Here is a 17,782-nt window from a genome sequence, read left to right on the forward strand (position 1 = left end):
ATGACAAAAGGGTGTTCATGAACATTTTGTCCAGAACACCCTTTTCATTATTGATTTAATAAATAATACTTACCTTTGACTAAATAATAAATGTTTTCTGCAATATTCGTTGCATAATCTGCAATTCTTTCTAGGTATCTACAAACGAACGCCATTTGCATAACATTCGAAACATGTTCTGGAGAATCTGCTATGCTCGACATCAATGTTTGTACTGTTATGCCATATAATTCATCCACTTGATCATCTATCTCGCCAATTTCCTTAGCGGCCTGTAAATCTTCCGTACGATATGCATCCACAGCCTTCGATAACATATCTAATCCAAGCGCATGCATTTTTTCGATATTTTCAATTGGTAAATTTTCTTGACGACTACGAATTCTAATTGTTGATTTTGCGATATTTACAGCATAATCTGCTACACGCTCTAAGTCGTGTGCAATTTTAATAGCCGTTAAGTTTCTTCTTAAATCAACAGCAACTGGTTGTTGTCTTGTGATAATCACTAATATTAATTCATTAATTTCTTTTTCTAGTTTATTAATACGCTCATCTTCATCAATTACTTCTAGTGCTAGTTCTATATTTTCTGTACGAAAAGCATCCATACTTTTCATAACAGCTTTTTTTGTTTTCATAGCTAATTCAATAATCATTTCTTGAAGTGATTTTAAATCTGCATCAAATTGTGGTCTCATTTTTTGTCACCAATATCCTTCCATTAACCGAAACGGCCAGTGATATAATCTTCAGTACGTTTATCTTTTGGCGTTGAGAATAATTTATTTGTATCAGTATACTCAACAACTTCACCACTTAAGAAAAATGCTGTTTTATCAGAAACACGTGCAGCTTGTTGCATATTATGTGTAACAATAATAATACTAAATTCTTTTTTCAGTTCATGAATTAATTCTTCTACTTTTAATGTAGAAATCGGATCAAGCGCAGACGTAGGTTCATCCATTAAAATAACATCTGGTTCAATCGCTAAACAACGTGCGATACATAAACGTTGTTGCTGACCACCTGAAAGTCCGTATGCATTCTCATGTAAACGATCTTTCACTTCATCCCAAATCGCTGCACCCTTTAAACTCTTTTCAACAATTTGATTCAACGTATTTTTATCTTTAATTCCATGAATTTTAGGTCCGTAAGCAACATTTTCCCAAATTGATTTAGGGAATACATTCGGTTTTTGGAACACCATTCCTACATGTGTTCTTAATTCTTCAACTGGATAACTTTTATCAAAAATATTTTGCTCACGATAAAGAATTTTACCTTCTGTTCTAACAGTAGGAACTAACTCAACCATTCTATTTAAAGTCTTTAAATAAGTTGACTTACCACAACCACTCGGACCGATAATTGCAGTAACTTCATTTTCATAAATACTTAAATTAATATCCTTTAAAGCCTTATCCTGTCCATACCATAAATTTAAATTTTGAGTATCATATACAATCGATTTCTTAACTGTCGTCATCTCTTCAACATCTTCAGTGTTCGTTTTATTCTCTCTAATTAAAGTAGTTGTCATTTATAAATTCCCCTCTCATCCTAAAGGCTTTCAGTCATCATAAATATATAAAAATTTAATAATAAATTTAGTAACAAACCTTATTCATTCAAATAAGACTACATCACTAATCATAAATCCCAACTATTAAAAGCGTTTTAACCAAATGTAAAGATTGTGTAAATATGAAAAGTGGAGGCGACTGGTTAGCTCCGACAAGCATAAGACAAGGACCGGTAAAAGTTGCTTTTTAACTTTTTCTGGGCTTTGGCTTATGACTCGAGGAGTTAGGAGCCGGAACTAGACATCATGAAAAGTGGAGGCGACTGGTTAGCTCCGACAAGCATAAGACAAGGACCGGTAAAAGTTGCTTTTTAACTTTTTCTGGGCTTTGGCTTATGACTCGAGGGGTTAGGCGCTGGAACTAGACACCATGAAAAGTGGAGGCGACTGGGTAACTCCAGACATCATGAAAAGTGGAGGCGACTGGTTAGCTCCGACAAACAAAAAAAGAGAAGGGAAATCCCCTTCTCTTTACTCGTTATTATTTGAATCTTGATCTTCTTTATTATTAGTATTTAATTTCTTTTCTTTCATTTTGAAGTATTCATCCATTATTCCGCGTCCAATATATTTGTTAACTGGAGCTTGGTCACTTTGCAGCCATGGAACAACAACGGCAAATGCGATTTCAGGATTATCATATGGTGCATAACCAATCAGTGTTAGGTTATATGTTTTTTGTGGCCCGTTATATTTTTTACGATCTGGTCCATCATAGACTGACTGAGCAGTTCCTGTTTTACCAGCTGGTTTATAATCAGTTCCTTGGAAGTATATATTAGCTGTACCGCCTACTTCATTGTATACCTTATAAAATCCTTCTTTAACACGATCAACATATGAGTCTTTCATGTCAATTCTATTTAAAATTTTAGGTTCGATTTCTTGTCTAACAACACCTTTGTCATTTCCAATTGAAGGCTGTCTTAATTCTTTTGCTACATGTGGTTGTACACGATAGCCTCCATTGGCAATTGTTGAGACATATTGCGCTAGTTGTAGTGGCGTGTAAGTGTCATACTGTCCAATTGCTAAGTCAAGTAAGAATCCAGGATTTCTAGTATCTGTTCCCTTAAACCCGATTGCCTCATTTGGTAAATCAACTCCTGTTTTCACCCCTAGACCAAATTGACTAAAACTATTTCGGAAAGTTTCAAAGGCTTTTGGATCTATATCCAGTGGTTGATTTTCAACGTAATGTCCCTTACCAATCGCAATCGCTGTTCGGAACATATAAACATTGGAAGATCGCTTTAAAGCATCTAAATCAGAAACCCATCCCATATTTTTATATGAAGCTTTCTGAGGTGTATCTTTTATTTTAATTGGAGTATCAAACAATCGTGTACCTGGACTAATTGCTTTTTGCTGGAAGCCAGTTAAAACAGTTGCACCTTTAACAGTAGACCCCATCTCGTAAGAAGTTGTCATGTTTCCAGTTGCAAAATCTTGCACTTCCATTTTACCTGTTTTTTTATCTTTTACGAGTTGCTTTCCTGACATTGCTAGGATTTCACCAGTTTTTGGATTCATCATTGTAACAAACGCTCGGTCCAAATATTTACCATTCGATGTTTGTTTAGCTCTTAACAGTTCTGTTTTAACAATTTCATCTACCTTTATTTGCAATTCGATATCTAGTGATAAAACAAGATCACTACCTGGTTCGCCTTCAGTGATTACTTTTGTATCAATTACATTCCCTTGAGTATCAACAACATTTTGCGCTTTACCTTTTGTTCCTCTTAGCACATCTTCATATTGTTGCTCGATATAACTTTTTCCTACACGGTCATTACGGTCATATCCACGTGCCAAGTAATAATCTACATTTTCAGCTGGCAGACCTTCTTTTTCCGATGTAATATTTCCTAAAATTGTTCGGAAAGTATCTTCATACACGTAATCTCTTTCCCAATCAGTTGTTACATCTACACCGGGAAGCTCATCTAAATGTTCACTAACCATTGCATATTCAGGTTCGGTTACGCCCTCACTTTTAATCGTTTGAGGTGTTAAGGCATATCCAACACTCATTTGTTTATAAATAGCTAGTATTTGCAAATCTTGCTTACTTAAAGATTTGATATCGTCTTTTGTAATTGCTTCTAGTTGCATTTTATAATACTCTTTGTTATATGATGCAGGATCTTCTTCGTATTTCGCTTTTAATTTTTTATCTTCCTTTTTTGAAACAAGTTCTTTTGCTTCTTCAGGATGTGTAAGTAGCCAATAATCTTGTCGATCTCGTTCCATTATTTTATCTGTTGGCATTTTTATATAGCTTGTTAATTTTGTTGCCATTTCTAATAGCTCAGCAGAAGTTGTCCCTTTTTTTCTTGTATACGTAATAGAACGAAGTGGTGTGTTGTCTACAACAACCTTTCCATTACGGTCTAAAATTTTTCCCCTTGGTACTGATTTATCAACTGTCATATTCTCTGTACGTTCTAATTCTAGTTGGTAGTCTTCACCTTTCACTATTTGAACAACGCCTAGTCTTAGAATTAATAAAGAGAATAATAAAAACACAAGAAAAAATAGTGTATTCAGCCGAGTTGGTAATTTAATTTTATTTTTCTTTGGTTTATTCATCTCTTCTCCTCTTTTATACTCTACTTATTGGTTTAACATATAAGGGAACTATTTCTATATTCGATCTTATGTAATTTCGTTAAGTAGGATCAAGTTCTAATTTCCTCATCACAAAATAAACCAAGAAATGCCCGACTCCAAAAATACAAATTAGGATAGGGATAACTTGTTTTGCGGGAAAAAACGCTGTGAAAATAATAAATGCAGCTATTGAGAACATTCTTCCACTGTTTAAATACACTTCACGAATTACAATATATTCAACTCTATATTCCCTCGCTTTATACGATTTTCCTATTATATCATATGTTATAGACAAGTAAGGTACTAAAATGATTGGATATGCCAAAGAAATAATCACACCATAAATAATCAGTAAAGAAAATGTCACTTTAAATACAATTGTAAAAACGGCAGCAAATAAGAGAAACCCTCCGATAAATATTGCCTTTAGTCGATACTCCTCTTTAATGATTCGAGTAACAACGTAATATGTAATAAAACTAATTAATGAAGTAATGAGCCCATACTTCCCAACAGCAAATTCACTACCTGTAGCTAAGTAAATATAAATAGAGATGACGAATAAAAAGATCCCTTCTCTGATTCCTTGAAAAAAATTAGCGTGTGTAACTCTTCTCCAATTTCCATTTAATTTACGTTCTAAGATGACTCTTTTCAAATTAAATTCAGTATCCAGTTCTCTTCTGACTAAGAAGCAACTTAAGATCACTGCACAGATAAATAATATAACGGCTGCCACAAAAACATAGGTATATCCTTTGTTGCCAATCATTGATGAAATTATTGCCCCAGCGATAAAAGGGCCAATTATTCCAGAGAATGAGCCAAGTAAACCCATAAAACCATTAAAAAACTGTCTTGTATCAGGTTCAGTCACTTCAAATGTCAGTAAATTAAAGGATAGATAATAACATCCATTTCCAATTCCTAAAATTGCCCCGATCAGTATTGTCGCAATCAAAGTATCTGTTTCAAATAGTAAGACAGCGATATAGAATATCGCTAAAAACGAAATACCAATTCTTAAAATAACGACCCGATCAATTTGTTTGGCTAACCTTCCAGCAATGATAAAAGTGAGTGCCTGAAAAAAGGCAATTGAAAATTGATAAGAAGCAATTGGTAAATAATCATTGGATTGCTTCCATAGATAAACATTTACAAACGTATTCGATAATGCTGTTGCTAATGAAAATAAACCGCCAACACTTAATAATAATATTAAGTCTTTGTTTACTTTCACATCGCCGATTAAAAATTTCAACTTACTCATAAATACTCTCCTTTGTCCTAGGTCTAGTTTTTTCGAGTAAGTGAGAAATTATCCATTTTTTTGGCAATAAAAAAACACTACTAAGAGATTCTTAGTAGTGTTTACATGCTAATTACTTAGCAGCTTTGTATAATTCTTCTACTTTAGTCCAGTTAACAACGTTCCAAAAAGCACCAACATAATCAGGACGTTTGTTTTGGAAGTTTAAGTAGTAAGCGTGCTCCCAAACATCTAATCCAAGAATTGGTGTTTTACCTTCCATTAATGGAGAATCTTGGTTTGGTGTGCTTGTTACTTCTAACTCACCATTGTTTACTACTAACCAAGCCCAACCAGAACCAAAACGAGTTAAAGCAGCTTGAGTGAATGCAGCTTTGAACTCATCGAAGCTACCGAATTTAGCGTTGATTGCTTCAGCAACTTCACCAACTGGAGCGCCAGTACCTTCTGGAGTTAATAAAGTCCAGAATAAGCTGTGGTTTGCATGTCCACCACCATTGTTACGTACAGCAGTTTGGATACCTTCAGGAAGTGCATCTAAGTTTGAAATTAATTCTTCAATTGTAGTTGCAGAAACTTCTTTACCCTCTAAAGCTGCGTTTAAGTTTGTAATGTATGTATTGTGGTGACGAGTGTGGTGAATGTTCATTGTTTCTTTATCAATATGTGGTTCTAAAGCATCATAAGCATAAGGTAATTGTGGTAATTCAAATTTTGACATTCGTAATTCCTCCCAAAAATATAGTAAAATGCAATTTAAAGTTATCAAATAAACCGAAAGATTTCAATAGTTATGCTCATAATTGGGAAAGAATGTTAAAAATAAAATCTGTTTGAATAAACTTCTTGCTAATCCGTCGCTTTTAAATGATGACATGATTCCATAAATGTCACCCAAATCAATGACGTCTCCGCTTACATGAATTAACAAAACAAGCCTCTGGAAGATTATCCGCGAGGCTTGTTCTGATCCCATTCAGTAAAACTACTTATTATTTCACTTTCAAGGGGTAAATCATAGTAATTTGTTAAAATTTGATATTGCGTAATATACGATTCAAAATTCTTCTGATTGAAAGCTTCTTTATGATACCTTCTCCATAATAATGGTTTATTCATAGCAGTAAATTTGTTAATAGCGCTTATAATCGATTGAACGTCCTCGTTAGACATTGGTTTTGGAAATCGACGTTTAATAGCGTGTTCATTCTTTTGACCGGTCGTATCGTATAACGCTGCTGTTATTGAGCTATGCAGCTTATCTTCTAATCGTTCTAAGTATAGGTCCTGACTTTCCGTTGGATACATACTAATCTCCTACCTCATATTTTTGTCACAAAAATAATACATTAATATTTCTTGATTATCTACAAAAAAAGCAAAAACAGGATATAAATCATATTTCAAATAATGCCAAAAGATCTATTGATTTTTATCAACTACTTTCCATCAACCACTCTGTTTATATATTCAATGAATTCGACTTGTGATTCCACGTTCTTACTAGAACCTCAATTTAAACAAGAAAAAACTCTAACGGAATATCCGTTAGAGTTTTTTTCTTAAATCGGTAAGGAGTAAGAGGGATTCGAACCCCCGCGGGCTGTTACACCCCTGTCGGTTTTCAAGACCGATCCCTTCAGCCGGACTTGGGTATTACTCCATAATATGATTTGGTAGCGGCGGAGGGAGTCGAACCCACGACCTCACGGGTATGAACCGTACGCTCTAGCCAGCTGAGCTACACCGCCAAAATGAATAAGTATAAATGGCTCCGCAGGTAGGATTCGAACCTACGACCACTCGGTTAACAGCCGAGTGCTCTACCACTGAGCTACTGCGGAATAATTTAACATTTACTTAAGACAATATTTAATTTAACATGTTTCCAAATTAACGTCAATGCTTTTTTAATTTTTTTTTATTTTTTTAAGATAATTCGCTAATTTGAGTAATCGGACTAGTTATAATCTTTACCAAATGAGGTTATAAAAGATCAATAATGAAGTTTTTCTAATATAAATGCTTACATTGTACAAAATTACCAAAAACATACATAATAACGTTGTAAAGAGATATAACATTATTAAGAAAGGATGAGTTTATGAATCTATTCAAACAATTTTGGTACAGCCTATACTCTCCCAAATCAATTGCAAAGTTCAGACTCCAAAAAATCGGTAAAACAATATTCTATTTATTTCTATTAGCGATTCTTTATACTCTTCCAGGTTTTTTTTCATTTGAGAAAGCTGTAAAACTCCAGGTGAATAATGCCTCAGATTTGTTAAAGGAAAACATCCAAACAATCTCCTTAAATAAAGGGATCTTAACGATAAATGATAATAAACCATTTGAACGTAAAATTGGTAACTTTAGATATGCATTTTATCCAAATGAAACAAGGCTACCCTCTTCAACTTCAAAGGATAAATATTCGATTACAGTCCTAAAAAATCGGGTTGTCATAAAAACTGATACTGGAGAACAAGATTATCCCTATCCTTCATTAGATACGACTGAAATAAATAAAGAGGATATTTCTAAATTTATTAAAAATGTCAAACAAGCTTTACCGGTTTTTATGATTGCATTGTTTTTCTTATTTTATTTGGGTTCATGTTTCTTTATTTTCATTGTCGCAACGATACTTGCGTTTATCACTGCACTATTTCACTCAAATAAAAACTTAACTTTTAGACATAGATTTGCAATGATTGCCTATAGCTTAACACTGCCAACAGTCATTTATTTTATTGTTGGACTATTTAATATTAACATCCCATTTCAAACAATCTTATTTATTATAATTTCTGCAGTAATGTATACATTAACTGTTAAACAATTACCTTCAAAAAGATAAAAGATGTGTGTACTCACACTCTTTTATCTTTTTTTCGATTGAATCAAAAGATTTTTTAAACAAAGCTTATTTTTTACTAAAATAAAGTAGGTCACTTCTATACTTATATGGAATATAAAGAGTGGACAAGCATATAGTCTACTAAAGGAGTGATGTAAATGAAGAAAATTTTTTATTTCTTTGGCATACTATTAGTTATTTATATCGTGTTCTTTGACCTTCAAGTAGGGACAATCCCTACAAAACATATAAGCACAGTTGCAACTGTTTCAAAATCAAACGAGACGTCTAAATCAACTAAATCACTTCCAGACTTTGAAGAAATTCAAGTTAAAAATGGAGATACAGTTTTAGGTATTGTAGAGGAGCTTAATCCAGACTTTACTCAACCAATTAGTCAAATTACGAAGGATTTCACTGAATTAAACAAAGGGCTATCACCAACAAAAATTCAAAGTGGAAAATCATATAAATTTCCACTTTACTCTTCTAATAAATAGAATTTGTGGTATATTTCTTTTTAGCTAGTTTATAAAAAGAGAAATCATGAAGAAAATATGATAATGTATAGAAGTACACAAACACAAAATGAAATTAGTTATTTTTGAAGGAGCGAGTTACTCGTGAATGAACTTACACATAGAAGTAAAACACGTGCAGTAAAAGTTGGTAATGTAGTTGTTGGTGGTGCAAATGAAATTTCGATACAAAGTATGTGTACTACAAAAACACATGATGTTGAAGCAACAGTTGCTGAAATTAAACGTTTAGAAGAAGCAGGTTGTCAAATTGTTCGAGTTGCGGTACCAGATGAACGAGCTGCAAATGCAATTGCTGATATCAAAAAACAAATTAATATACCACTTGTAGCTGATATCCACTTCGATTACAAATTAGCTTTAAAAGCAATTGAAGGTGGAATAGATAAAATAAGAATTAACCCAGGTAATATTGGTCGTAGAGAAAAAGTTGAAGCAGTAGTTAATGCTGCGAAAGCAAAAGGTATTCCAATTCGAATCGGTGTAAATGCTGGTTCTTTAGAGAAACGTATTTTAGATAAATACGGTTATCCTACAGCTGATGGAATGGTTGAAAGTGCATTACATCATATTAAAATTTTAGAAGATCTTGATTTCCACGACATTATTGTTTCAATGAAAGCGTCTGATGTAAACCTAGCAATCGAAGCTTATGAAAAAGCAGCTAAAGCTTTTAGCTATCCACTTCATTTAGGTATTACTGAATCCGGTACACTATTCTCTGGAACAGTGAAAAGTGCAGCAGGTCTTGGTGCGATTATCAGTAAAGGGATCGGTAATACAATGCGTATTTCTTTAAGCGCAGATCCAGTAGAGGAAATAAAAGTTGCTCGTGAGCTATTAAAATCGTTTGGTTTATCATCAAATGCAGCAACATTAATTTCTTGTCCAACATGTGGACGTATTGAAATTGACTTAATTAGTATTGCAAATGAAGTTGAAGAATATATTTCTACATTAAAAGTACCAATTAAAGTTGCAGTTCTAGGCTGTGCGGTAAATGGTCCTGGAGAAGCACGTGAAGCTGACATCGGAATCGCAGGTGCTCGTAAAGAAGGTTTACTATTCCGTCACGGTGAAATTGTTCGAAAAGTCCCTGAAGCAACGATGGTTGAAGAATTAAAAATAGAAATCGATAAAATTGCTGCTGAAAAACTTGCTGAGCTAGAAGCAGCAAAAAATTAAGTAAATTGATATCAACAAAAAAACATACAAAACTCTCATGTTTTGTATGTTTTTTCTTTTAGATTGAATAGTCTTGCGGTATAAAAACTTTTAATTCATTTGGACGGACAAATACTCGCTCGCCTAACTCAAGGTTTAATTTGATAAATAATTCATTCATTAATTCCACTTCTACATATTCTTTTGTATCTTCTCTTAACACTTCTACATAAACAATCGGACCAACAGCATGTATATGTGTCACAATAGCACTGATTGAGGTTTGGTTTGTCTCAAATTTCTCAATCGTTATTTGATGTGGTCGGACGTATCCAGTCACTTCTTTATGATCATCATCTTCCAATTCTGGTAATGGTATTTCTAAACCGCCACTGATTAAATTCCCTTTCTGAACCCGACCGTGGAATAGATTTACCTTCCCTAAGAAGTCATATACAAATGGTGTTTCTGGAGAATGATATACTTCTTCAGGTGTTCCAATTTGCTCAATCTTACCATTATTCATAATGACAACTCGATCCGCCACTTCAAGCGCTTCTTCCTGATCATGTGTAACGAATATACTTGTAATTTGGATATCATCATGTAGCTTTCTCAACCATCTTCTTAAATCTTTTCGAACCTTTGCATCCAAAGCACCGAATGGTTCATCCAATAGAAGCACAGTAGGCTCAACCGCAAGAGCTCGTGCTAACGCAACTCTTTGTCTCTGTCCACCTGATAGTTGTGAAGGATACCGTTTTGAAAAGTTTTCAAGCTTCACTAGCTTTAACAATTCCACTACCTTTTCTTCTATTTCACGTTTCTTTGGTCTCGTCGATTTAGGTCTTACATTTAGCCCAAATGCAATATTATCAAATACAGTCATATGCTGGAAAAGCGCATAATGTTGAAAAACAAAGCCTACGTTTCTTTCTTTCACCTGAAGCTGACCAACGTCTTGATCTTCAAATAAAATACTACCTTCATCTGGAATTTCTAGACCAGCAATAATTCTTAGCAAAGTTGTTTTCCCTGAACCAGAAGGACCTAATAACGCAACTAGCTCCCCTTTTTTCACGTCTAAATCGATCTGTTTTAAAGCAGATTCATTTTCATAGTTTTTTATTACTTTCGATACTTTTATTGACATTCAATCCACTCCTACTGTTTTGCTTCTTTATACGTTTTCCATTCAATAATATTTTTAATAAGCAATGTCAGTATCGCAAAGATAGACATTAAAGATGCGACTGTGTATGCTTCAGCGAAATGATATTCATTATATAAGTTTTCAATATGTAGAGGCATCGTAATGGTTTCGCCTCTAATATGGCCAGATACAACTGAAACCGCACCAAATTCACCAACCGCTCTGGCATTACACAGGATTACACCGTATAATAACCCCCACTTAATTTTCGGAAGTGTAACCTTCCAGAAGGTTTGCCAGCCATTTGCTCCTAATGTCAAAGCAGCCTCCTCTTCTGAACTGCCTGTTGCTTGCATTAAAGCAATAAGCTCTTTCGCAACAAATGGAAGGGTCACAAAAATTGTTGCAAGTACAATACCATGAGTTGAAAAAATGATTTTTAGATTATGTTCTTTTAACCATTCACCGAAAACACCATGATTTGGACTAAATAATAAAACAAAAAGTAAGCCAGCAACTACCGGAGAAACTGCAAATGGTAATTCAATTAATGTTAGTAATAAGTTTTTACCTTTAAAATGAAACTTCGTTGTTGCCCACGCAATCGCAATTCCAAACACTGCGTTAAGCGGAACTGTAATGATCGTCACTATAAAAGTTAATTTAATCGCAGCAATTGTATCTTCGTTCACCACTGCTGCTTTATAAACTTCAAACTCTTCACTTAGCGCTTTTATAAAAATGGAAATCAGAGGTAGAAATAGAAATAATGATAAAAATAAGATGACGATTGCAATTAAAATAAACTGTATGAGATTCCCTTTCCCTTTCTTTATGTCCGAAGGTTTTAAGATTGTTTCTTGTTTAATCTTTATATTTCCTTGCATCCAATCATTTCCCCCCTTCAATATTTACCGCTCTACCCGCGTATCTCTGGAATACACTAATAATGAATAAAAGGATAAATGAAATGACTAATAAAACAATAGCAAGAGCAGTTGCACCTGCATAATCATACTGTTCTAATTTAGTCATAATTAATAAAGGGGTAATCTCGGTTTTCATCGGCATATTCCCAGATATAAATACGACCGAACCATATTCGCCTAAAGATCTAGCAAATGCTAAAGAAAAACCAGTTAGTAAAGCTGGTAAAACCCCAGGAAATATAACCTTCCAAAATATTTGAAATCGGTTCGCACCAAGACTAGCTGCCGCCTCTTCTACCTCACTTTGGAAATTTTCTAATACAGGCTGAACCATTCTCACAACAAACGGCAGACCAATAAATGTTAACGCAATGATAATTCCTAATGGAGTATAGGCAATTTTAAACGATACAAATTTACCGATCCAGCCTTCCTGAGAGTATAAAGTTGTTAATGTAATACCTGCTACTGCAGTAGGTAAGGCAAAAGGTAAATCAATAAAAGCATCTACTACTCTTTTCCCTGGAAAACGGTAACGGACTAATACCCACGCCACTAATAATCCAAAAACTGCATTCAAAATCGCTGCAACGAATGCAGTACCAAAACTTACTTTATAACTTGCCATAACACGTGGATCTGTAACAATATCAATAAATTTTGACCAACCAATATCAAGTGTATTTAAAAACAACATAGAGATAGGTAGTAAAATAAAAAAACTTATATAGAAAATAGAAAACCCAAAGGTTAATCCAAAACCTGGCAGGACTCTATTTTTTTTACTAAATAATTTCAATGTAGGCCATACCTCCTAAAAATAAAAAAATGAAATAAAGAAAACTCGAATTTGACAAGCAGCCATTGCATCATCAAATTCGGAGCATTCTTTATTTTTGAATTCTACTAAACTTTTTTTAATTTAATTAAAAAGTCTATTAGTTTATTGATAGATTTGATCAAAAATTCCGCCGTCACTAAAATGCGTGGATTGTGCTTTTTTCCAACCACCAAAGTCCTTGTCAATCGTTAATAATGGTATCGTTGGGTATTGATCACTGTATTTTGTAAGTATTTCTTGGTTTCTTGGTCGATAATAATTTTCTGCAATGATTTGTTGACCTTCATCACTATATAAGTAATTTAAATAACTCTCCGCAACTTTCTTTGTATCATCATCTTTAATATTCTTATCAACAATCGCGACTGGTGGTTCTGCTAAAATACTAATTGAAGGATATACAATTTCATACTTTCCTTCTCCTAACTCTTTAACAGAAAGTAAAGCTTCATTCTCCCAAGCTATTAAAACATCACCAATTCCTTTTTCAACGAATGTTGTCGTAGACCCACGCGCACCAGTATCTAAAACGGGTACATTCTTATATAATTTTGCAATGAATTCTTTTACCTTCTGCTCATCTCCGTTAAATTTCTTTTCTGCATATCCCCATGCAGCTAAGTAATTCCATCTCGCACCACCAGATGTTTTCGGATTTGGCGTTATAACTTCAATACCTTTCTTTGTTAAATCGTCCCAATCTTTAATACTCTTTGGATTGTCTTTTCTTACTAAAAAAACAATTGTTGAAGTATACGGTGTAGAATTATATGCAAATTCACTTTGCCAATCCGGAGAAATTAATTCTGCTTGTTCATTGATCGAATCAATATCATACCCAAGTGCCAATGAAACAACATCAGCATCTAATCCATCGATAACCGCTCTAGCTTGTTTCCCAGAACCGCCATGTGATTGTTTAATTGTTACCGTTTGATCGTGTTCATTTTTCCATTTTTTACTAAAAGATTTATTAATTTCTTCATAAAGTTCACGAGTTGGATCATAGGATACATTTAAAATTTCAATGTTTTTAGAATCAGCTGTTGTATTTACTGCCTTTTTATCATCTTTTAATGTTGTATATAAAATACCTGGTATAACAACTACCGCTATTGTTGAACTGATTAACCATTTTTTTGCGCTCATATTTTTCTCCTCTCAAGTTCCAGTACTAATTAATGTCGTTGCACCTTTTTGACCTTCAACACATATCAATCTCCCCTTTTAAGGCGCAAATGCAAAAAGACCCTTAACTATATTGAATAGTTAAGGGCCTTTGGTCTTCCAATCAGCCATATATTTATTTAATAGCTTAATCATAAACAGAGTATTCCCATGTGTCAACTATGTTTTTAGATAATTAAAAAAATTTTTCATTTTGCAACATTTCATTTCTAAGTCATTGTATACTCTATATAATTTATCATTAAACAACTTGTTCACGAGGAGGTATGAAATGGATATCGAAAGATATTTCGAGCACATCGGTATCAAAAAACCAACATCAACTTCATTTGAAGCATTGAAAGAAATACATAAGTCTCATTTACTAACAGTACCTTTTGAAAATCTTGATATTATAAATCGTGAACCACTTAGTATGGAGCCTACTTTTATAATGAACAAGATTATTCAGAAGAATCGCGGTGGAATTTGTTTTGAAACGAATACATGCTTGCCAACATTTTAATTGAACTAGGATTCAACGTACAAACTGTGTCTGCAAAATTTTGGAATGATGAAAAACAAGAATGGAATCCAGATTTTTCACATCTAGCATTAATTGTGAGAATTGAAGGATACTTGTATTTAGCTGATGTTGGTGTCGGTGGAGGTTTTTTAGAACCAATATTATTGGAACATAACCATGAATATTCTGACTCAAATGGCGCTTATCGTGTAATCAACATCACAGATACGACATATATACTTCAAAAGCTAGAGGAATTGATTTGGAAGGATTTATTATTCATTTCTACTGAATCTAAACAATTACATCAATTTGAAGAGCAATTCTTATATTATCAAACTAGTAAAGAAACCATTTTTACAAAAAATAAAATTGTTAATCGGTTAACAAATGACGGACGAATTACTTTATCAGATCATCAATTAAAAATAACGAAAAATCATATTGTAACGATTACAGAATTTGATTCCGAGGAAGAGTGGCTCAAAATATACAATGACATTTTCCAACCATCTAAGTCATGTAAAAATGAGTAAAAGATTTCACTCGCTTTGAGAGCATAAATGCACACAACCAATGCTCAATTGAAAGAAAAATCTATTTCGACCTACTTACATTTAAACTAAATGCTAAAACTTGAGTAAAACTATACTTAATGAAGCATATTAAAGTTAAAATTGTGAGGAGGATGAATATGGAAGAAAAGCGAAAAAACCAACCATTTATTAACGAAAGAAGAGAAGATGAAATAAGTAAAATAAATGATGCTTCTAAAAATAATACACCAACACCCAATCCTAAAGATTATGAAGAAATAGAATATTAATCAAAAAAACCTTCAATTTATCTGAAGGTTTTTTCTCTGATTTTCTACTCTAATCCCTATTCCACTTTCAATACAAATGCATAATATGCATCTCCATTTGAGATATTTTGTCTATTTTCATCCATCCACCATGCACTAAAAGCATAATAATAAATCCCTTTTTCTTTTGGTGCTGAAAATATATATTTTTTGATTTTTACACTTTTTTCCGCTTCCTCATTCAAAACAGTCAGATTATATTCATCAGGCCTCAAATTGGACTTTACTCTAATTTCAATTTTTTCATTGGGCTGAACAACTATCGGTTCTTCTTCTTTTAAAAGTTCAATTGCTCCAGCTTTGTCTACACATTTATGGCTCATTAAACCTTTCCAACAATATGTCCCTAATTTCGTATTATACATTTGATTACTTACAAATACTTTCATTTTTGGTGGCTTCCCAGTCACGTAAGAGATATTAGAATAACAGACATAGATTAAAAGTATCGCAATGATGATCATACTCACTAATAGTCTCTTATTCACATAACACCTACTTTCACATTTAGAACATTATATGATTCTTACTACAATTTTAATCTTTTAGGTGTAATAACTCTTTACTAATTTTACAAATCATTTCTTCAACTATCATTGGTACTTCTACAAAAGCACTTTTCATATGTACCCGCTCTGTACGTTTATGTGCATCTTTACCGAATGGTCCAATATTTAAAACTGGTGCATCTAATTTCTTCATGATGTCAAAAGGTAAAGTATAGGAATCACCCCATACAGGTGTATTCACCTCAAATGAAGTCCAGCCCTCATCTGTATCTGAATAATTTACATAGCTCAAATCACAAATACCATTAAAATAGTGGATTCTTTTTACTGTTAGATCACATTTTTCTAATGCTTTTTCAGTTACAAAATCAATACACTGTTCAACCAGTTCATTTCCAGTAGAATTTACTGCAGGATAATATGGTGGAGCAAATAAAATAATCATTGTCGGTGCGAGTTCTTGACATTGAATCATCAATTTATCGGCAATCCGGAATGATCTCTCACGGTCATCCCAATCGTCACGACTTTGAACTTCTTTTTTTATTTTCTCAACATACTCAGTACCATACTTATTTGTGGCATAAGTCAGTAACTCACTATATCGTGTTACACTTACTTCTCCAATCGGATTTACATTATGTATTTTACATACTTTCTTATATTCTTCATTACATTCATTAGCTGCTTCGATTGAAATTTGCTCAAACAGATCCATAATTTCAGCAGCATTTCGCTTCATTAAAAATACATTGTAAAGTGCAGCTGTCCTATATGGTGTTTGCGTAGAATATTCTAATTTCAAATCTTTTTGCTGTAACGTAACTGGCAATGGTGTATGTTCACCAAAAGAAGTTTCTTGAAATTTCATATTCCACTCCATTTTTTTTGTCAAAAATGATGCAATATATGGTGAAGTTAAGCCACTAAGTGGTTCACCAGCATGAGTTTCCTTTCCATAAAAAAGAGCAGCAGGCATGATCTTTCCAATTGTTCCTGAATATATATAATATTTCGGATCACCTGGTTCTTGTGAAAATACAGGTTCTCCATTTAAAAATAACTTATATTCTATGCCGTATTCCTCTTTCATTGAATGAAGTGTTGTTACAGCAGATCGCATTCCGGCAGAATTCACTTCCTCATCTGGAACAGTTAGAAGAAGCAAGTTAATCGGCCAATTTTCTACTGTCGCTTTCTCAACTAGACTCATATGCATTGCTAGTCCCATTTTCATATCCATTGTTCCGCGACCAAATAAATATTCACCAGACAATAAATCCTTTTGTACCTCTTCGGTAAATTCATTTAACTGATTTGCAAATACCTTAGTTAATTCTTCCGGTTCGGTTGCTAACGCTTCAAAATCACCATATTCTTCAGTGTTTACAGTATCAAAATGGCTGATTAAACAAATCGTTTCCTTTGCATCGGGATGTTTATACAGAGCCGTTACATATTTTCGCCCTAAATCAGTGTCATGAAGGGACAAATACTTTGGATATTTTTGAAAATAATCCAATTCAAATAACTCTTCTTGAAGCTTAAATGAAAATTGGCGCTCTCCTTCAGTCAAAGTCATACTCTTCCAGCTTACTAGTTTAATTAGTAAATTTTTCAAGTCCTCAGGTGTACCCCATTTTAAGTTATTCATTACAATTCCCCCTATTATGATGATGCAATTAGTGTCCGATCTTTTATTTTATAGGCACTGAAAAAAAAAGAATGTTGATTTCCATTCCA

At 33.4% G+C, this 17,782-nt stretch carries 16 protein-coding genes, 3 tRNA genes and 1 pseudogene; 5 read left to right on the forward strand and 15 right to left on the reverse strand.

Annotated features, from left to right (window positions below; genetic code table 11):
- Positions 1-47: 47 nt before the first annotated feature.
- The 9 genes from phoU to ABID96_RS14200 all read right to left on the reverse strand — a co-directional run bounded on the left by phoU (position 48) and on the right by ABID96_RS14200 (position 7,327).
- Positions 48-701 (reverse strand): phosphate signaling complex protein PhoU, encoded by a 654-nt coding sequence (phoU, locus tag ABID96_RS14160; protein ID WP_192602594.1) that lies wholly within the window; start codon positions 699-701, stop codon positions 48-50.
- A 23-nt stretch (positions 702-724) separates the two neighbouring features.
- Positions 725-1,495: a phosphate ABC transporter ATP-binding protein PstB gene (gene pstB, locus ABID96_RS14165; RefSeq protein WP_377897066.1), complete on the reverse strand. Its 771-nt coding sequence runs from the start codon at positions 1,493-1,495 to the stop codon at positions 725-727.
- A gap of 567 nt (positions 1,496-2,062) precedes the next feature.
- Positions 2,063-4,186, reverse strand: coding sequence for a peptidoglycan D,D-transpeptidase FtsI family protein (locus ABID96_RS14170; RefSeq protein ID WP_192602596.1), 2,124 nt, complete (start codon positions 4,184-4,186; stop codon positions 2,063-2,065).
- A gap of 79 nt (positions 4,187-4,265) precedes the next feature.
- On the reverse strand, positions 4,266-5,483 hold the full coding sequence (locus ABID96_RS14175) for an MFS transporter (protein WP_192602597.1): 1,218 nt from the start codon (positions 5,481-5,483) through the stop codon (positions 4,266-4,268).
- Positions 5,484-5,595: 112 nt separating this feature from the next.
- Positions 5,596-6,204: a superoxide dismutase gene (locus tag ABID96_RS14180; RefSeq protein ID WP_087998917.1), complete on the reverse strand. Its 609-nt coding sequence runs from the start codon at positions 6,202-6,204 to the stop codon at positions 5,596-5,598.
- Positions 6,205-6,431: 227 nt separating this feature from the next.
- Positions 6,432-6,791, reverse strand: a complete 360-nt coding sequence (locus tag ABID96_RS14185) for a hypothetical protein (protein WP_192602598.1) — start codon at positions 6,789-6,791, stop codon at positions 6,432-6,434.
- A 265-nt stretch (positions 6,792-7,056) separates the two neighbouring features.
- Positions 7,057-7,146: transfer RNA gene (locus tag ABID96_RS14190), tRNA-Ser, on the reverse strand.
- Between the two features lie 11 nt (positions 7,147-7,157).
- Positions 7,158-7,234, reverse strand: a tRNA-Met gene (locus tag ABID96_RS14195).
- Between the two features lie 18 nt (positions 7,235-7,252).
- A tRNA-Asn gene (locus tag ABID96_RS14200) sits at positions 7,253-7,327 on the reverse strand.
- 260 nt (positions 7,328-7,587) lie between these two features.
- On the opposite strand from ABID96_RS14200, the gene ABID96_RS14205 reads away from it, so the two are divergent.
- The 3 genes from ABID96_RS14205 (at position 7,588) to ispG (ending at position 10,070) form a co-directional block, all read left to right on the forward strand.
- Positions 7,588-8,346: a DUF1189 domain-containing protein gene (locus ABID96_RS14205; protein WP_192602599.1), complete on the forward strand. Its 759-nt coding sequence runs from the start codon at positions 7,588-7,590 to the stop codon at positions 8,344-8,346.
- A 158-nt stretch (positions 8,347-8,504) separates the two neighbouring features.
- Positions 8,505-8,846 carry a hypothetical protein gene (locus tag ABID96_RS14210; protein ID WP_087998914.1) on the forward strand — a complete coding sequence of 114 codons (342 nt, stop codon included), beginning with the start codon at positions 8,505-8,507 and terminating at the stop codon, positions 8,844-8,846.
- 123 nt (positions 8,847-8,969) lie between these two features.
- Positions 8,970-10,070 carry a flavodoxin-dependent (E)-4-hydroxy-3-methylbut-2-enyl-diphosphate synthase gene (gene ispG, locus ABID96_RS14215; RefSeq protein WP_087998913.1) on the forward strand — a complete coding sequence of 367 codons (1,101 nt, stop codon included), beginning with the start codon at positions 8,970-8,972 and terminating at the stop codon, positions 10,068-10,070.
- Positions 10,071-10,128: 58 nt separating this feature from the next.
- Here ispG and ABID96_RS14220 read toward each other — a convergent pair whose 3' ends face one another.
- The 4 genes from ABID96_RS14220 to ABID96_RS14235 all read right to left on the reverse strand — a co-directional run bounded on the left by ABID96_RS14220 (position 10,129) and on the right by ABID96_RS14235 (position 14,121).
- Positions 10,129-11,202 carry a sulfate/molybdate ABC transporter ATP-binding protein gene (locus tag ABID96_RS14220; RefSeq protein ID WP_192602600.1) on the reverse strand — a complete coding sequence of 358 codons (1,074 nt, stop codon included), beginning with the start codon at positions 11,200-11,202 and terminating at the stop codon, positions 10,129-10,131.
- Positions 11,203-11,213: 11 nt separating this feature from the next.
- A complete protein-coding gene (gene cysW, locus ABID96_RS14225; RefSeq protein ID WP_192602601.1) occupies positions 11,214-12,089 on the reverse strand; it encodes a sulfate ABC transporter permease subunit CysW in 876 nt (291 codons plus the stop codon).
- A gap of 4 nt (positions 12,090-12,093) precedes the next feature.
- Complete coding sequence (gene cysT / locus ABID96_RS14230) at positions 12,094-12,930, reverse strand: sulfate ABC transporter permease subunit CysT (RefSeq protein WP_192602602.1); 837 nt, start codon at positions 12,928-12,930, stop codon at positions 12,094-12,096.
- 144 nt (positions 12,931-13,074) lie between these two features.
- The gene (locus tag ABID96_RS14235) at positions 13,075-14,121 is read right to left on the reverse strand and encodes a sulfate ABC transporter substrate-binding protein (RefSeq protein ID WP_192602603.1); all 1,047 of its coding nucleotides are present in this window, start codon (positions 14,119-14,121) and stop codon (positions 13,075-13,077) included.
- A 310-nt stretch (positions 14,122-14,431) separates the two neighbouring features.
- On the opposite strand from ABID96_RS14235, the pseudogene ABID96_RS14240 reads away from it, so the two are divergent.
- Positions 14,432-15,201 (forward strand): annotated as a pseudogene (locus tag ABID96_RS14240) (arylamine N-acetyltransferase family protein).
- Between the two features lie 158 nt (positions 15,202-15,359).
- Positions 15,360-15,491: a hypothetical protein gene (locus ABID96_RS14245; RefSeq protein ID WP_377896908.1), complete on the forward strand. Its 132-nt coding sequence runs from the start codon at positions 15,360-15,362 to the stop codon at positions 15,489-15,491.
- A gap of 56 nt (positions 15,492-15,547) precedes the next feature.
- Here ABID96_RS14245 and ABID96_RS14250 read toward each other — a convergent pair whose 3' ends face one another.
- Positions 15,548-16,018 (reverse strand): hypothetical protein, encoded by a 471-nt coding sequence (locus ABID96_RS14250; protein ID WP_192602606.1) that lies wholly within the window; start codon positions 16,016-16,018, stop codon positions 15,548-15,550.
- A gap of 49 nt (positions 16,019-16,067) precedes the next feature.
- Positions 16,068-17,693, reverse strand: a complete 1,626-nt coding sequence (locus ABID96_RS14255) for a M20/M25/M40 family metallo-hydrolase (RefSeq protein WP_192602607.1) — start codon at positions 17,691-17,693, stop codon at positions 16,068-16,070.
- Between the last annotated feature and the right edge of the window lie 89 nt (positions 17,694-17,782).

The sequence above is a fragment of the Gottfriedia sp. OAE603 genome, assembly GCF_040543965.1.
GTDB lineage: Bacteria > Bacillota > Bacilli > Bacillales > Bacillaceae_G > Gottfriedia > Gottfriedia solisilvae.

Bases quoted from the DNA above. Each gene is read 5' to 3' on its own strand.
- phoU (WP_192602594.1), bottom strand. From the start codon at position 701: ATGAGACCACAATTTGATGCAGATTTAAAATCACTTCAAGAAATGATT.
- pstB (WP_377897066.1), bottom strand. From the start codon at position 1,495: ATGACGACAGTTAAGAAATCGATTGTATATGATACTCAAAATTTAAAT.
- ABID96_RS14170 (WP_192602596.1), bottom strand. From the start codon at position 4,186: ATGAATAAACCAAAGAAAAATAAAATTAAATTACCAACTCGGCTGAAT.
- ABID96_RS14175 (WP_192602597.1), bottom strand. From the start codon at position 5,483: ATGAGTAAGTTGAAATTTTTAATCGGCGATGTGAAAGTAAACAAAGAC.
- ABID96_RS14180 (WP_087998917.1), bottom strand. From the start codon at position 6,204: ATGTCAAAATTTGAATTACCACAATTACCTTATGCTTATGATGCTTTA.
- ABID96_RS14185 (WP_192602598.1), bottom strand. From the start codon at position 6,791: ATGTATCCAACGGAAAGTCAGGACCTATACTTAGAACGATTAGAAGAT.
- ABID96_RS14205 (WP_192602599.1), top strand. From the start codon at position 7,588: ATGAATCTATTCAAACAATTTTGGTACAGCCTATACTCTCCCAAATCA.
- ABID96_RS14210 (WP_087998914.1), top strand. From the start codon at position 8,505: ATGAAGAAAATTTTTTATTTCTTTGGCATACTATTAGTTATTTATATC.
- ABID96_RS14220 (WP_192602600.1), bottom strand. From the start codon at position 11,202: ATGTCAATAAAAGTATCGAAAGTAATAAAAAACTATGAAAATGAATCT.
- cysW (WP_192602601.1), bottom strand. From the start codon at position 12,089: ATGCAAGGAAATATAAAGATTAAACAAGAAACAATCTTAAAACCTTCG.
- ABID96_RS14235 (WP_192602603.1), bottom strand. From the start codon at position 14,121: ATGAGCGCAAAAAAATGGTTAATCAGTTCAACAATAGCGGTAGTTGTT.
- ABID96_RS14245 (WP_377896908.1), top strand. From the start codon at position 15,360: ATGGAAGAAAAGCGAAAAAACCAACCATTTATTAACGAAAGAAGAGAA.
- ABID96_RS14255 (WP_192602607.1), bottom strand. From the start codon at position 17,693: ATGAATAACTTAAAATGGGGTACACCTGAGGACTTGAAAAATTTACTA.